Origin of the sequence: Bacillus sp. NP247 (assembly GCF_018966865.1) — a bacterium.
GTDB lineage: Bacteria > Bacillota > Bacilli > Bacillales > Bacillaceae_G > Bacillus_A.
In genome coordinates, this window is sequence record NZ_CP076653.1 from 2,559,463 (window position 1) to 2,574,052 (window position 14,590).

The window sequence follows — 14,590 nt, forward strand, 5'->3', positions numbered from 1 at the left end:
AAAAGCCTCCCTTTATTTTGTCCTCATAAGTAAATATATGAAATATGGTGCGCCAATTACAGAAATAACAAGACCGACCGGTATTTCTGAAGTTGGTAACACGCTTCTTGAAATTACATCTGCAAATAAAAGCAAGAACGTTCCTATTAATGCAGCTGTTGGTAACATAATTTGATGTTTACCACCAACGAGGCGTCTCGCTAAATGCGGAGCCATTAAACCGATAAAACCAATGCCGCCCGCAACAGCAACAGATGCACCAGCTAAACAAACCGCAATAAATAATAATTTACGTCTTTCCTTTTCTACGTTTACACCAAGGCCAACTGCTGTAGAGTCGCCTAAATTCATTACATTTAATATGTGCGCTTTACTAATGGCAAGTGGTAAGAAAATAACCATCCATGGGAGTACACTTAGTACGAATTTCCAATCTGTTCCCCATAAACTTCCTGCCAACCAAATTGTTGCAAAACGGAAGTCGTTCGATGTCATCTTCATAGAAAAAATTAAACTAACAGCACCAAATCCGGCTGCAACAGCGATACCAACAAGAATTAATCGAGTAGATGAAACGCCGTCTTTCCATGCTAGTAAATAAATAATAATCGCTGCTAATATCGCACCAACTAGCGCAAAGAATGGAAGGATAAATACAGATAAAAATGTACCAGTTCCAACTTTTCCAAAGAAAAAGTAGACGAATACAACAACTGTTAATCCCGCTCCGGCGTTAATACCTATAATACCTGGATCAGCAAGTGGATTTCGTGATACCCCTTGCAAAATTGCACCTGACATAGCTAATGCAGAACCAACTAATATAGCAATAACCATACGTGGCATACGAAATTCAAATAAAATAACAGATTGGTCTTCTGCACCTAGTCCAACCAATGACTTTAATACATCTATTGGAGGTATTTTAAATGTCCCTGTATTTAAGCTTACTAAAAATACAGCGACAATTAATCCTACTAAAATCGTTAAAATAGAAACGTTCTTTTTTGTTAAGACGCTCGTCCTCACATCTTTCCTCTCCCTTCATTACGTGCTAAGTAGAGGAAGAATGGAACTCCAATTAGCGCTGTAATTGCTCCAATTGGCGTTTCAAATGGTGGATTAATAACGCGAGATAACATATCTGCACATTCAATTAACAATCCACCTAAGACCGCAGAACATGGAATAACCCATCTATAATCTGAGCCTACAAGGAAACGAGTCATATGCGGAATTACAAGTCCAACAAATCCAACTGACCCTGCCATAGAAACCGCAGAACCTGTTAATACAAGAACAAGTACTGTTCCGATAAATTTAATTAATGTCGTATTTTGACCAAGTCCAATCGCAATCTCTTCACCAAAGCTTAAAATTGTAATATATCTCGACATCATAATTGCTATAACGAGACAAACAAGACCAATCGGTACTAACATATTAATACTTTGCCATTTCACCCCAGCAACACCGCCTGCATTCCACATACTCACCTCTTGGGCAAGGTTGAAATACAGTGCAATTCCAGATGAAATTGCCCCTAATAAAGCACTAATTGCTGCACCGGCTAAAGCTAATTTCACAGGCGTTAATCCACCTGGTGAAGAAGATCCAATACCATATACAATGCTCGCTCCAAACGCAGCTCCAATAAAAGATGCGATAACAAACATTAAATAAGGTGAATTAGGGAAGAATGCATACATAATTGCAATCCCGAATACAGCACCATCTGTAATCCCCATTAACGATGGTGATGCAAGTGGGTTTCTTGTCATGCCTTGCATAATTGCTCCTGATACCGCTAAAAAGGCACCTGCAACTACGCCCCCTATTGCTCTAGGCATGCGAAGTTCTTGAATTACGTTATGATGCGTTATAGACCCATCAAACTGAAATACAGCTTGCCAAACGGTCTTTAAACTAATATCTGCAGCACCAAACGAAATAGAAACTGCCATGCTTAAAGCTAACAAAATTGTGCCCGCTATTAAAATAATAGAAGCAACGAGCGGTCTGCTCTTAATCTCTTTAACATTCACATCTTGCTGTTCTATACTCCTTGCGCTCGCTTCCATCCCTCAACCATCCTAACCAACAACATATATTTAATAAAATGAAATTTATTCTCAAATAATAATAAAAAAATTAGATGAATTGATTTTTCCTGATAATGATTCTCAGAATCAGACACTTTCTATTCTACCTACCACGTCAAAAGACTGTCAACCATTATTTTGAAATACGAATTCATACAAAACGCTATCTTATGGACATAAAAAAAGAAGAGTAATCTGTTCACTCTTCTTTTTCTTACTTATTTAATTTCATTTCGATTTTTGTAATTAATTCATCTTCTGTTGGAGCTGCAACTGGACGATTATTTACAAATGCGAATGACTTTTTACGACCAGGGCCACAGTAAGACTGACATGCAACTTCAATCGTTGCACATGAATCTACTTTTTTTAACTTCGGAATCAACGTTTTAACATTCGTTGCCTGACAATCATCACACACACGAAATTCGTTTCCCACTATATAACACTTCCTCTATTTTAAACTTTTCACAAGTACATTTAAAAATAAACACTAAATGGTATTTTACCGCTCTTTGGGGCTTGTTGCAAGTCTCTTCATATAGCTCTATCCTTACGTAAAGCTACATATTATGTGTATTTTCTCCTACAAGTGCTTTCATCATTCATAACAAAATTTCTTCCCTTCATTGAAATCTACCATATTTTTAAAAGCTTTGTATAAAAGCTCATTTTTTTGCCCATTATAAAAATAGGAAGTTCATAAAAAGAAAGGGAGTTGAATCTATGAAAGTAAGACAAGATGCTTGGACAGACGAGGACGATTTATTACTTGCTGAAACAGTGCTTCGCCATGTTCGAGAAGGAAGTACTCAATTAAATGCTTTTGAAGAAGTAGGAGATCAGTTAAATCGCACATCTGCTGCTTGTGGTTTCCGCTGGAATGCTGTTGTTCGCTATAGCTATGAACAAGCTCTTCAACTAGCAAAAAAACATCGTAAAGATAAAATGCGTGCTGTGGGCGGTGAACAGGCAAAAAAACGTTTGCTTTATACACCACCAGCTTCAGCGGCGATAACTGATTATGAAGAACACGTACCGTATGAAACAGCTGTTCAATATACAGAAGCTATTCCATATCAAGAGCCGACTGTCCCTGCTCCAAAAAGCTCAATAACAATGCAAGATGTTATTTACTTTTTACAAACAGTTGGATCTTCAAATATAAAAGTAACAGCTCTTGAAAACGAGAATACGAGATTGAAACAAGAAATTAAAGCGCAAATCTTACGAAATGAAGAACTAGAAAAGAAACTAGAAAGATTAGAACAACAATCTCATACTGTACAAGAGGATTACGAAACACTTATGAATATTATGAACCGTGCTCGTAAATTAGCAGTAATGGATGATGAGGAACGCTCACAAACATCTTTCCGCATGGATCGAAACGGTAACTTAGAAAAAATTGCAGAATAAAAAGGATGCATATGTGCATCCTTTTCTTATTTCACTTCAACCATATGTGCTTCTTCAACTTTAGAATCTCCCTTTATATATGGGAAACCCCTTTCTTCATTTTTTGCTATAATAAAGATTGTCATTTTATAAATAAGGGGTTAGTTATATGAGCAATTCCCGTTCGATTTTATCTCAGCCAGAGTGGCGCATTGTGGATCAGTCTAGTTTAGGACCAACATTCCATGCGTTGCAGTCATTCGCAATGGATGACACATTATGCACAAGTATTGGAAATGGCGAATCAGCTGCAACAATGCGCTCTTGGGTTCATCACAATACAATTGTACTTGGCATTCAAGATTCACGCCTACCACATTTAGAAGAAGGTATTTCCTTTTTAAAACAAAACGACTTTAATGTTATCGTTCGTAATTCCGGTGGACTTGCTGTCGTACTTGATGAAGGTGTTTTAAACGTATCACTTTTATTCCAAGAAACAGAAAAAGGTATCGACATCGATCTTGGATACGATACAATGTGGCATTTAATTAAGGAAATGTTAAAAGATTACGATGTTACTATCGAGGCAAAAGAAATTGTTGGTTCTTATTGCCCTGGTAGCTATGATTTGAGCATTCGCGATCAAAAATTTGCTGGTATTTCTCAGCGTCGTATTCGCGGAGGCGTTGCTGTACAAATTTACTTATGTGCGACAGGAAGCGGATCTGAGCGCGCGGCCCTCGTTCGTGATTTTTACAACGTAGCAATTCAAGGAGAAGAAACACGATTTACGTATCCTGAAATTGTGCCAAGTACGATGGCTTCACTATCTGAATTACTTGGCGAAACAATTACAGTGCAAGATTTAATGATGCGTCTTTTAAAAACGTTGCAACAATTCGCTCCAAAGTTAACACCATCTCAACTAACGTTGGATGAAGTCCCTTTATATGAGATGAATTTACAACGTATTATTGATCGTAACAATAAGGCACTTAGTTTAGAAAAATAAAAAACAAAAATGACCACCCTCATTCCGTTATACACGAAATAGGGTGGTCATTTTTCATATCAATTCGTTATAGAATTAAAGTGCTTGAGCTGCTGTAATTAAAGCTAACTTGTACACTTCTTCTTCGTTACATCCACGAGATAGATCGTTTACAGGCATATTTAAACCTTGTAAGATCGGTCCTACTGCTTCGAAGTTACCTAAGCGTTGAGTGATTTTGTAGCCGATATTACCAGCTTCTAAGCTTGGGAATACGAATACGTTAGCATCACCTTTAATTGTAGAACCTGGAGCTTTTTTCTCAGCTACAGATGGTACGAATGCAGCATCGAATTGGAATTCTCCATCTAAAGTTAATTCAGGAGCCATTTCTTTTGCAATGCGAGTTGCTTCTACAACTTTTTCTGTTTCTGGAGATTTCGCAGAACCTTTTGTAGAGAAGCTTAACATAGCAACGCGTGGATCAATGCCGAATAGTTCAGCAGTTTTCGCACTTTCGATACCAATTTCAGCTAAATCTTGGCTATTTGGTGCAATGTTAATTGCGCAATCAGCGAATACATACTTCTCTTCTTCACGTACCATGATGAATACGCCTGAAGTTTTTGTAACGCCTGGTTTTGTTTTAATAATTTGAAGTGCTGGACGAACTGTATCAGCAGTAGAGTGAGCTGCACCACTTACTAAACCTTGTGCTTTGCCCATGTATACAAGCATTGTACCGAAGTAGTTTTCGTCTTTAAGGATTTTACGAGCGTCTTCTTCCGTTGCTTTACCTTTACGGCGTTCAACGAAAGATGCTACCATTGCATCCATTTCTTCGTATGTAGCTGGATCGTAAATATCAACGCCTGCTAATGTTAAGTTCATGCTAGCAGCTTTTGCGCTAATTTCTTCTTTATTACCAACTAAAATTGGTTTTACTAACTCTTCTTTTGCTAAACGCTCTGCAGCGCCTAAAATTCTTTCATCAGTTCCTTCAGGAAGTACGATAGAAATGCCTTTTCCTTGAACTTTTTCTTTTACTGCTGTAAATAAATTGCTCACGAATAAACCCTCCTACAAATGTTAAAAACTCTACCTTTAAGAATACTTCTTTTCAGCTATATTTTAAACTTATAGCTCCCAAAAAATAGATAAAATGAAAATGATTATATTTTCATAAAATTCAGCCAGAAAATAAGACCTACTTAAACCTTATTTTCTCCCGTTTTCCGGTAAATATAAATGTGACAGTTTTATGCACCGAAACTTTATATAGATGTTTTTAAACCTATATATGCTATAGTTAACGTGTAAAATATCATTAACTGAGGTGAATAGAATGAGTGAAGCAACAACAACGTTAGATGGCTGGTATTGTTTACATGATTTACGTTCTATTGATTGGGCAGCATGGAAAACATTATCTAGTGACGAACGCGGACAAGCAGTGTCTGAATTTTTAAATGTCGTTGAAAAATGGAACGAAGTAGCTACTGCAAAAAAAGGCAGTCATGCAATGTATACAGTTGTTGGTCAAAAAGCAGATATTATGCTTATGATCTTACGTCCAACAATGGAAGAGTTAAATGAAATCGAAACAGAATTAAATAAAACAACATTAGCTGAATATTTAGTTCCTGCATATTCTTACGTATCTGTTGTTGAACTAAGCAACTATCTTCCAGCTGATGAAGACCCATACCAAAACCCACAAGTCTTAGCTCGCTTATATCCTGAGTTACCGAAAGCAAATCACATTTGCTTCTATCCAATGGATAAACGTCGCCAAGGTAATGATAACTGGTATATGCTTCCTATGGATGAACGTAAGAAACTTATGTACAGTCATAGCAAAATCGGTCGCCAGTACGCAGGTAAAGTGCGCCAAGTTATTTCAGGATCAGTTGGATTTGACGATTTTGAGTGGGGCGTAACATTATTTGCTGACGATGTTCTTCAATTTAAGAAACTTATATATGAAATGCGCTTCGATGAAGTAAGTGCTCGCTACGGTGAATTTGGAACATTCTTTGTCGGAAACATTTTACCAAGCGAAAAAGTAACAACATTTTTACACATATAATATAAAAAAGGAACGAAATTCGTTCCTTTTTTTATTACCCTCTACATTAACCTGCAAAAACCTTCTTTTCTCTGCAAATTTGAACAAAAATCGACAAATTCTTTTCAAATTTCTTGTAAGATTGTAACCTTTTCACATCCAAATTTATGCTAAAATGGTACGAGCTATATGCTAATAACGATGCGAAGGTGATAATGTATATGAAGAAAATCTTGTCTATTTCACTATTGTTTCTATTGTCATTTTCTTCCTTAGGAGTAACAACATCCCATGCGGAAGAAAAAATACATATAGAGGCAGCTGCTGCACTTCTATTTGATGCAGATACAGGAAAAATACTGCATGAACAAAATCCAGATGAATTACTAGCTATCGCTAGTATGTCAAAATTAATTGTTGTTTATGCCGTATTAGAAGCAATTAAAGAAGGAAAAATCACTTGGGATACGAAAGTAAACATTTCTGATTACGCTTTTGAAGTTTCACGTAATAATGAATTCTCTAACGTACCGTTCGAAAAGGGACGCCAATATACCGTAAGAGAATTATATCATTCTATCGTTATCTTCTCCGCGAATGGATCTAGTATTGCTTTAGCAGAATTACTTGCAGGAAGTGAAAAGAACTTCTTGAATCTGGAAAATGAACATGCGAAAAAACTAGGGTTAAAGAAATATAAATTTGTAAACGCTACTGGGTTAAACAACGCTGATTTAAAAGGAAAGCATCCTGAAGGAACTGATCCGAATGGAGAAAATTCCATGTCAGCTCGCGATATGGGTATTCTTTCAAAAACAATTATTACAAAGTATCCAGAAATGCTAGAGGATACAAAACAAAGATTTAGAAACTTCCCAGATAATCATCCGAAACCAATTCGTATGGAAAATTGGAACTGGATGTTACCAGGTGCTGCTTTCTCTTATGAAGGAGCAGATGGTTTAAAAACAGGAAGTTCTGATACCGCTGGGTATGGGTTCACTATTACAGCAAAACGCGGTGATTTACGTCTTATTTCTGTTATTATTAAAACGAAATCAATGGACGAACGTTTCACAGAATCTCGCGCATTAATTGAATATGGATTTAATAACTTCGAAAAACAGAAATTAAAAGTAGATAAAAATAACAAAATTTCTGTAGTAAAAGGAAAAGAAGACTACGTAACAGTTGCACCAGAAAAAGAAGTGACAGTAGTTACTGCAAAGGGTAGCAAATCACCTTACAAAATTTCTACTGAAGCGGATAAGTCACTCGCTGAAGATGGACATTTAGTTGCTCCTATTAAGAAAGATGCAAAGGTCGGTTCCATCGTTTTAGAACCAACTGATAAATATGGTTTCTTAGACGGAAATAAAAGTATAAAAGTTACTGCAAAAACGACTGAAGAAGTAGAAAAAGCAAATTGGTTCGTATTAACAATGTGTTCAATTGGCGATTTCTTCTCAAACTTATGGTCTAAAGTATTTTAATGATGAAAAGCTAGCTCACGCTAGCTTTTTTTCTTTTCCTCTCAAAATGTAAAACTTCGTTTGGTTGTCATATCTGCGTCCTTTTTCTCATACGTATGAACTAGTAATTGTTCCACACTTCATCTAGAAAAAACCTCTTTCCGAAGGGCATTCCAAAAAGAGAGGTGACACATAATGGGTGTTATCGCACATACAGAAGAAGATGTAAAGTTATTAGCTAGACTCATGCGTGCTGAAGCTGAAGGAGAAGGCCAACAAGGCATGCTAATGGTTGGAAATGTCGGTGTAAATCGTGTCCGCGGAGATTGCTTAGACTTTAAAAAAGTCCGAAATTTACGTCAGATGGTTTATCAAAATCCTGGTGGTTTTGAAGCAACCCAAAAAGGGTATTTTTATCAACGAGCGAGAGAACAAGATATCGCCTTAGCCCGCCGGACAATTCAGGGACAACGTTTTTGGCCCGCCAACTTTTCCCTATGGTTCTTTAGGCCTGAAGGTCCTTGCCCGCCAACTTGGTATAACCAACAAAATTCAGGACGTTTTAAAAAGCACTGCTTCTTCCAACCATCCGGTGAGGATTGTCCAAGCGTATATTAAGGAATGAAAATGAGGAGGGATTTTTGAATGGCACAGCAACAAAACCCGTACTACGGAACAGGTTTTTATCAACCATCTGGAACTTATGTACAACCGCAACAAATGACCGCGCAGCAACAGCAACAACAGCAAGCGATGCAACAACAAGTTGCTCAGGCTCAACTTGCAGTTTCTCAAGGGATGTTACCACTAGAGCAATCGTATATTGAAAACATCCTTCGTTTAAATAAGGGTAAGCCAGCTACAGTTGTAATGACTTATGAACGTGGTAGCTCGCTTGGCACACAATCTTATACAGGGATTATCGAGGCAGCCGGCCGTGATCATATCGTTATTAGTGAGCCAAAATCTGGAAAACGATTTTTACTACTAATGATTTATTTAGATTATGTAGAATTCCCAGGAGAAATTGCGTATTTACCTGGTCAACAAGCAACTTATGCTCCAAGACCATAAAAAAAAGCTGGCAAATGCCAGCTTTTGTTTTTTATAATCCTTTTACAACTGCAGTTCCGACTAAAATCCACGCCACAATAAACGCTACACCACCAAGCGGTGTAATTGGGCCAAAGAACTTAATCCCTGTTGTACTTAAAGCATAAAGACTGCCTGAGAACATAATAATCCCAGCTACCATAAGCCAACCTGCAGTGCTTAAAAGTGATGATTGTATTTTGTCCATTAATAGAGCAACTACAAATAAGCCACCTGCATGAAACATTTGATATGTAACGCCCGTCTTCCACACTTCTAACATTTTTGCAGAAATTTTATTTTCTAAACCATGTGCTCCAAAAGCCCCTAACGCAACAGATAGCCCCGCTGCAATACAACCTAGTAAAAAGAAAATTTTCATCTTAATTCCCCTTTTTATTTTTATCATAAGCAATTTTCACATATAATCCAAACGATTTAATCCTTAAAAATCAAATAAAGAATTACCATTTGCACCTTCTTCTTTTATATACACAGGTTCTCCAGAAACTGGCATAACCGGTTGAACTGTTATTATAGGCTGAGATCCGATTATTTGTGATTGAACTTGTGGTTCTCTATACGTAGAAGGCTCAACTTGTTCATCTAATAATAAATCACATAATGCACGCACAACTAATAAATGCTCTTTTGATTTTTGTCCTTCACTACTTTTTGCCCTTGCAATTTCACTCGCCATTTTATTTAAAACCTTATCGCTAGATACTTGCATTCCTTGTCACCTCTTACTTTGTAGTTCTTTCTCAAATTGCCCCAGTTTCTCCACTGAACCAAATACTATTATCATATCATGTTCTTGCAGTTTTTCCTGCCCCGTTGGATTATGGATAATATCCCCATCTCTCAAAATTGCTAAAATTGTTACATCAAATTGATTTCTCACATTACTCTCTAGTAACGATTTACTGGCTAGGATAGAATCTTTACCAACTTGAATTTCTTCAATTACAAATGATTGCTCTATTCCATACAATACTGTATCAATATAATGAACTGTTAACGGATTCGCAATACCTTTTGCGATATGAATTCCTGCCATACTAGATGGATTAATAACCTTATTTGCACCAGCGCGCCGTAATTTCTCTTCTGTTTCTGGCTTTTCAGCTCTTGCTACAATTTTAATTGCATCATTAAGCCCTCTTGCCGTTAATGTAATAAATACATTTTCAGCATCGTTTGCTACGATAGCCACTAGACCTGCTGCCTTCGAAATTCCCGCATTATGTAACACTTGATCTTCAGTTGCATCCCCATGTACATATAAAAGCTTTTCCTGTTCGAATATACTTTCATCTTTATCCACAACTACAAATGGGATTTTCTTTTCCTGTAATTCATGTACAACTTGAAGCCCTACTCTTCCGCAACCACATACTATAATATGCTTTTGTAACTGTGCTATTTGTTTATCCATCTTCTTCCTCCGCACCGCATGAAATAAGTTACCCTCAATGATCATAGCTGCTACTACCCCCATTGCATACGTAACGATACCGACGCCAACAGGTATAATAAGGAGCGCAAAAAATTTTCCTGCCTGTGTTACAGGCACTACATCACCATATCCAACCGTTAATACAGTAATCATCGTCATCCAAAATGCTTGAAACAAGCTAATCTCTTCAATTGTCATAAATCCTAGCGTTCCTAGAATTACAACAAAGGTCATACATATAACTGCTATCCATAATTGCTTACGTGCATTCATATTACATTTCAACTCTTTTCTCTATCTACAATCTTTGCCAAAGGAAATGAAATACCTATATACTAGAAACGGAATCTATGAAAGAGGTTGATATAATGAAGCTATTTCTTTCTGCCTTACAATGGGCACTATTTATTTTAGCTGGAAGTCTTATTGTACCAATTAGTGTTGCAACTAGTTATGGTCTTGATGGCGCTGAAGCTATCGCGTTTGTACAAAGGACATTATTTGTTCTCGGTTTTGCCGGCCTACTGCAAGCTATATTCGGTCATAAACTTCCTATTCAAGAAGGTCCCGCAGGCCTTTGGTGGGGAATTTTCTCCCTGTATGCAAGTTTAGGCGTTGTATTATTTGGATCAAGCAATGAAACACTTAAGGTCCTTCAGTACGCTTTCCTATTAAGTGGCATCATTTGTATTATTCTTAGTGTTTTTGGACTAATCGATAAACTAGTTCGTTACTTTACACCTACAGTAATTGGAACATATTTATTCCTTCTTGTCGCACAACTTAGTGGCTCCTTCTTAAAAGGGATGTTTGGCCTTGATGGACAACATACAGAAGTACAACCAAAGGTATTTATTCTTTCACTCATTGTTATTTTACTATCTTTTTTCATTATGAAGCTACCTATTATTGGACAATATTCCGTTCTTTTCAGTATCGTCTGCGGCTGGATATTATTCGCTTGCTTCGGATTATCTAATCCAGTAACACCTGTGACAGATATAATTCGTCTTCCATCTCTATTTGTTTTCGGAATGCCCCGCATTGAATGGAACATGGCAATTACGGTCGTTTTCGTCACACTACTACTTCTAACAAATATGTTAGCAAGTATTCGCGTTGTACAAAAGGTTGTTTCTAAGTATGAAGAAAATGCCGCGGAGAATCGCTTCAAGCAAGCTGGCATTATAACAGGAATAAATCAATTGCTAGGTGGTCTATTTTCAGCCATTGGTCCTGTTGCTATTTCTGGATCAGCAGGGTTTATCGCAACGACTAATATTTATAAACGCCTCCCATTTATGTTAGGGTCAAGCTTTATTATTCTTGTTAGTATATTCCCAAAGATTACTTCATTCTTTGCAGCAATCCCTGTTGCAGTTGGATATGCTGCGATTTACCCTGTGTTTGCAAGTATGATTGGTCTCGCTTTTCGCGAATATGACACTGTGCAAAATAAAGAACGATTATTTAAAGTAGCAGGCCTTTCAATCTTTACAGGAGTCGGAGTTATGTTTGTTCCAGCAGGAGCGTTTTCTACGCTACCACCATTTTTAGCATCATTTTTTAGTAACGGTCTCGTTCTTGGATCTGTAATGGCTATTTTGCTCGAAATATTATTTTCTCGTTCTAACGAAAAACAACTATCGTAAATTGGAAAACTTCCATTATTGCACTCTACCTTTAGAGTTGTTACGATAATGATAAAGTGAAACTTTAATCAGTGGGGGTTTACGGGCAGCCCGACTCCCACCTAACTTCTTTGCTCCAGCTGAACTTTGAGGTGGAAGTCTTGCTGCCCGCAAATAGCGGTATAAATTATCATGGGCAACACGCTCATGATAATTTATACTAACAATGCAGAACTTCTCCTAATTTCATGTAAAGAGGTTCGATGTCTTACTATATATTCCCCAATATCTTCATAAAAATTTATTTCTATTCCAACAAAGAAAGGAATTTTCGATATGACTTATAAAATGATTGTTTTAGATTTAGATGATACTTTATTACGCGATGACCATACCATTTCACCTCGTACGAAAGAGGCTTTAATGACAGCACAAGAGCAAGGAGTTAAAGTAGTACTTGCTTCTGGTCGTCCAACGTTTGGTATGCGCAACGTCGCAAAAGAGCTTCGTTTAGAAGAATACGGCAGCTTCATTCTATCTTTTAACGGCGCAAAAATTATTAACTGTAAAACAAATGAAGAAATCTTTAGTAGTACGCTATCTCCTGAAATCGTTCACAGCCTATTTGAAATTAGTAAAACTGAAGATGTATGGATTCATACTTATATTGGCGATGATATCGTAACAGAAGAAAATAATCCTTATACTGAAATTGAGGGCGACATTACTGGTATGCCGATTGTTGGAGTAGATGATTTTAAAGCCGCTGTAACAGAGCCTGTAGTAAAAGTATTAATGAACAAAGAAGCTGAACGCCTTGTTGAAGTAGAAAAGAAACTACAAAAACAACTAGAAGGCCAATTAAGCGTTATGCGTTCAAAACCATTCTTCTTAGAATTCACTGAATATGGTGTTACAAAAGGAACAAGCCTAAACCAACTAATCCAAAAACTTGGTATTAAACGCGAAGAAGTTATCGCAATGGGCGACAGCTATAACGACCAAACGATGATTGAATTCGCAGGTCTTGGTGTTGCAATGGGTAATGCGCCAGATGATATTAAAGAAATTGCAAACTATGTAACAGATACAAATATGAACGATGGCGTTGCAAAAGTTGTAGAGAAATTCGTACTAAAAAGCGAAGTGCTTGTTTAATATTTTCATTCATAAAACCTATTTGAAGTCAAATACTTCAAATAGGTTTTTATTTAAATTACAATGCTTTTGTGACTATATTTTGAACTTTGCACTATTCTCGTAGTGTAAACTTTCTTTTTGTATATAATGGAACAAAATAGACTATTTTATTTTGAAAAAGAATACAAATTTACTATATACAAGCATACGTTAAAGGAGGCTATTTCATGTTATCTACACCAATCGGACGATTAAGAGCAATCGGCTTAATTGAGGGGATTTCTTTCCTATTACTATTATTTGTAGCAATGCCATTAAAATATTTTGCAGGGTTTGCAACAGCTGTTAAAATTACAGGTATGGCTCATGGCGTTTTATTCATACTATTCATCTTTGCGGTAATTCAAGTAACAATCGTACACCGTAAAACAATTTTATGGGCACTTGGGGCACTTGTTGCATCAGTTATCCCATTTGGTACTTTTGTACTAGATGCAAAACTAAAAAATGAACAATAATAAGAAGGTAGTTAACGACTGTTAACTACCTTTTCTATTTACAAATTTGGGATCTGCCAATCGATTTCTCTTTCACTCATATTAGCTAAAATCGTATTTACTTTAGAATATGGCTTACTGCCAAAGAAACCACGTCTTGCTGATAGTGGGCTTGGATGTACAGATTCAATGATATGATGATTTGTCTTTGTAATTAACTTTTTCTTCGCCTGTGCATGGCGTCCCCATAATATGAAAATAACTGGCTTTTCACGTTCATTTAATAGCTCAATTACGCGATTTGTGAACTGTTCCCATCCTTTTCCTTTATGAGAATTTGCTTCACCTTGACGAACCGTTAATACAGTATTTAATAATAATACTCCTTGCTCCGCCCATTTTACTAAATAACCGTTATTCGGAATTTCATAACCGTATTCATCTCGAAGTTCTTTATACATATTTAGCAGTGATGGCGGCGTTTTAATACCAGGTTGTACAGAAAAGCTTAAACCATGTGCTTGATTCGGTCCATGATATGGGTCTTGTCCTAAAACAACGACCTTTGTATTTTCATAACTTGTATACTGAAGAGCGTTAAAAATATCTTCTTTCTTTGGATAAATCACATGCGCCTCATACTCTTCTTTTAAAAAGTTAGCTAAAGATTGATAGTATTCTTTCTCAAATTCTGGCCCAAGTAATGGTCCCCAATCATTCTGCAAAATGTTTTCCAT

General features: G+C 36.7%; 17 protein-coding genes. 9 read left to right on the forward strand and 8 right to left on the reverse strand.

Going from position 1 to position 14,590, the window contains the following annotated elements; genetic code table 11:
* Positions 1-12 precede the first annotated feature (12 nt).
* The 3 genes from KPL75_RS13475 to KPL75_RS13485 form a co-directional block, all read right to left on the reverse strand.
* Positions 13-1,029 carry a FecCD family ABC transporter permease gene (locus tag KPL75_RS13475; RefSeq protein ID WP_219920984.1) on the reverse strand — a complete coding sequence of 339 codons (1,017 nt, stop codon included), beginning with the start codon at positions 1,027-1,029 and terminating at the stop codon, positions 13-15.
* The gene (locus tag KPL75_RS13480; protein ID WP_002113119.1) at positions 1,026-2,081 is read right to left on the reverse strand and encodes a FecCD family ABC transporter permease; all 1,056 of its coding nucleotides are present in this window, start codon (positions 2,079-2,081) and stop codon (positions 1,026-1,028) included. Before KPL75_RS13480 ends, KPL75_RS13475 begins: the two co-directional genes overlap by 4 nt.
* Before the next feature lie 235 nt (positions 2,082-2,316).
* Positions 2,317-2,541, reverse strand: a complete 225-nt coding sequence (locus tag KPL75_RS13485; protein WP_219920985.1) for a YuzB family protein — start codon at positions 2,539-2,541, stop codon at positions 2,317-2,319.
* A gap of 287 nt (positions 2,542-2,828) precedes the next feature.
* On the opposite strand from KPL75_RS13485, the gene KPL75_RS13490 reads away from it, so the two are divergent.
* Together KPL75_RS13490 and KPL75_RS13495 are read left to right on the forward strand one after the other, a co-directional pair.
* Positions 2,829-3,521, forward strand: a complete 693-nt coding sequence (locus KPL75_RS13490; protein WP_219920986.1) for an RsfA family transcriptional regulator — start codon at positions 2,829-2,831, stop codon at positions 3,519-3,521.
* Positions 3,522-3,669: 148 nt separating this feature from the next.
* Complete coding sequence (locus KPL75_RS13495; protein WP_219920987.1) at positions 3,670-4,515, forward strand: octanoyl-[GcvH]:protein N-octanoyltransferase; 846 nt, start codon at positions 3,670-3,672, stop codon at positions 4,513-4,515.
* Positions 4,516-4,590: 75 nt separating this feature from the next.
* On the opposite strand, the gene pta is transcribed toward KPL75_RS13495, so the two are convergent.
* Complete coding sequence (pta, locus tag KPL75_RS13500; protein ID WP_219920988.1) at positions 4,591-5,562, reverse strand: phosphate acetyltransferase; 972 nt, start codon at positions 5,560-5,562, stop codon at positions 4,591-4,593.
* 277 nt (positions 5,563-5,839) lie between these two features.
* On the opposite strand from pta, the gene hemQ reads away from it, so the two are divergent.
* The 4 genes from hemQ (at position 5,840) to gerQ (ending at position 9,108) form a co-directional block, all read left to right on the forward strand.
* Positions 5,840-6,583, forward strand: a complete 744-nt coding sequence (gene hemQ, locus KPL75_RS13505; protein ID WP_002113124.1) for a hydrogen peroxide-dependent heme synthase — start codon at positions 5,840-5,842, stop codon at positions 6,581-6,583.
* A 194-nt stretch (positions 6,584-6,777) separates the two neighbouring features.
* Positions 6,778-8,055, forward strand: coding sequence for a serine hydrolase (locus KPL75_RS13510; RefSeq protein ID WP_219920989.1), 1,278 nt, complete (start codon positions 6,778-6,780; stop codon positions 8,053-8,055).
* 174 nt (positions 8,056-8,229) lie between these two features.
* Positions 8,230-8,652 carry a cell wall hydrolase CwlJ gene (gene cwlJ / locus KPL75_RS13515; protein WP_002144663.1) on the forward strand — a complete coding sequence of 141 codons (423 nt, stop codon included), beginning with the start codon at positions 8,230-8,232 and terminating at the stop codon, positions 8,650-8,652.
* Positions 8,653-8,679: 27 nt separating this feature from the next.
* Entirely contained in the window at positions 8,680-9,108 is a 429-nt protein-coding gene (gene gerQ / locus KPL75_RS13520; RefSeq protein ID WP_219920990.1) for a spore coat protein GerQ, read from the forward strand.
* 31 nt (positions 9,109-9,139) lie between these two features.
* Here gerQ and KPL75_RS13525 read toward each other — a convergent pair whose 3' ends face one another.
* From KPL75_RS13525 to KPL75_RS13535, 3 genes are all read right to left on the reverse strand, one after another.
* Complete coding sequence (locus KPL75_RS13525; RefSeq protein WP_048374933.1) at positions 9,140-9,508, reverse strand: DUF423 domain-containing protein; 369 nt, start codon at positions 9,506-9,508, stop codon at positions 9,140-9,142.
* A gap of 63 nt (positions 9,509-9,571) precedes the next feature.
* Positions 9,572-9,859 (reverse strand): YwdI family protein, encoded by a 288-nt coding sequence (locus KPL75_RS13530; protein WP_219920991.1) that lies wholly within the window; start codon positions 9,857-9,859, stop codon positions 9,572-9,574.
* A gap of 6 nt (positions 9,860-9,865) precedes the next feature.
* Complete coding sequence (locus tag KPL75_RS13535; protein ID WP_002144661.1) at positions 9,866-10,858, reverse strand: potassium channel family protein; 993 nt, start codon at positions 10,856-10,858, stop codon at positions 9,866-9,868.
* A 95-nt stretch (positions 10,859-10,953) separates the two neighbouring features.
* Here KPL75_RS13535 and KPL75_RS13540 point away from each other — a divergent pair, with 95 nt between their 5' ends.
* From KPL75_RS13540 to KPL75_RS13550, 3 genes are all read left to right on the forward strand, one after another.
* Entirely contained in the window at positions 10,954-12,237 is a 1,284-nt protein-coding gene (locus KPL75_RS13540) for a purine/pyrimidine permease (RefSeq protein ID WP_219920992.1), read from the forward strand.
* 315 nt (positions 12,238-12,552) lie between these two features.
* Positions 12,553-13,374, forward strand: coding sequence for a Cof-type HAD-IIB family hydrolase (locus tag KPL75_RS13545; RefSeq protein ID WP_219920993.1), 822 nt, complete (start codon positions 12,553-12,555; stop codon positions 13,372-13,374).
* Positions 13,375-13,583: 209 nt separating this feature from the next.
* Positions 13,584-13,874, forward strand: a complete 291-nt coding sequence (locus KPL75_RS13550; protein ID WP_002144657.1) for a DUF3817 domain-containing protein — start codon at positions 13,584-13,586, stop codon at positions 13,872-13,874.
* Between the two features lie 38 nt (positions 13,875-13,912).
* Here KPL75_RS13550 and KPL75_RS13555 read toward each other — a convergent pair whose 3' ends face one another.
* Positions 13,913-14,590: a uracil-DNA glycosylase gene (locus KPL75_RS13555; RefSeq protein ID WP_219920994.1), complete on the reverse strand. Its 678-nt coding sequence runs from the start codon at positions 14,588-14,590 to the stop codon at positions 13,913-13,915.

Bases quoted from the DNA above. Each gene is read 5' to 3' on its own strand.
- KPL75_RS13480 (WP_002113119.1), bottom strand. From the start codon at position 2,081: ATGGAAGCGAGCGCAAGGAGTATAGAACAGCAAGATGTGAATGTTAAA.
- KPL75_RS13490 (WP_219920986.1), top strand. From the start codon at position 2,829: ATGAAAGTAAGACAAGATGCTTGGACAGACGAGGACGATTTATTACTT.
- KPL75_RS13495 (WP_219920987.1), top strand. From the start codon at position 3,670: ATGAGCAATTCCCGTTCGATTTTATCTCAGCCAGAGTGGCGCATTGTG.
- hemQ (WP_002113124.1), top strand. From the start codon at position 5,840: ATGAGTGAAGCAACAACAACGTTAGATGGCTGGTATTGTTTACATGAT.
- KPL75_RS13510 (WP_219920989.1), top strand. From the start codon at position 6,778: ATGTATATGAAGAAAATCTTGTCTATTTCACTATTGTTTCTATTGTCA.
- cwlJ (WP_002144663.1), top strand. From the start codon at position 8,230: ATGGGTGTTATCGCACATACAGAAGAAGATGTAAAGTTATTAGCTAGA.
- gerQ (WP_219920990.1), top strand. From the start codon at position 8,680: ATGGCACAGCAACAAAACCCGTACTACGGAACAGGTTTTTATCAACCA.
- KPL75_RS13525 (WP_048374933.1), bottom strand. From the start codon at position 9,508: ATGAAAATTTTCTTTTTACTAGGTTGTATTGCAGCGGGGCTATCTGTT.
- KPL75_RS13530 (WP_219920991.1), bottom strand. From the start codon at position 9,859: ATGCAAGTATCTAGCGATAAGGTTTTAAATAAAATGGCGAGTGAAATT.
- KPL75_RS13535 (WP_002144661.1), bottom strand. From the start codon at position 10,858: ATGAATGCACGTAAGCAATTATGGATAGCAGTTATATGTATGACCTTT.
- KPL75_RS13540 (WP_219920992.1), top strand. From the start codon at position 10,954: ATGAAGCTATTTCTTTCTGCCTTACAATGGGCACTATTTATTTTAGCT.
- KPL75_RS13545 (WP_219920993.1), top strand. From the start codon at position 12,553: ATGACTTATAAAATGATTGTTTTAGATTTAGATGATACTTTATTACGC.
- KPL75_RS13550 (WP_002144657.1), top strand. From the start codon at position 13,584: ATGTTATCTACACCAATCGGACGATTAAGAGCAATCGGCTTAATTGAG.
- KPL75_RS13555 (WP_219920994.1), bottom strand. From the start codon at position 14,590: ATGGAAAACATTTTGCAGAATGATTGGGGACCATTACTTGGGCCAGAA.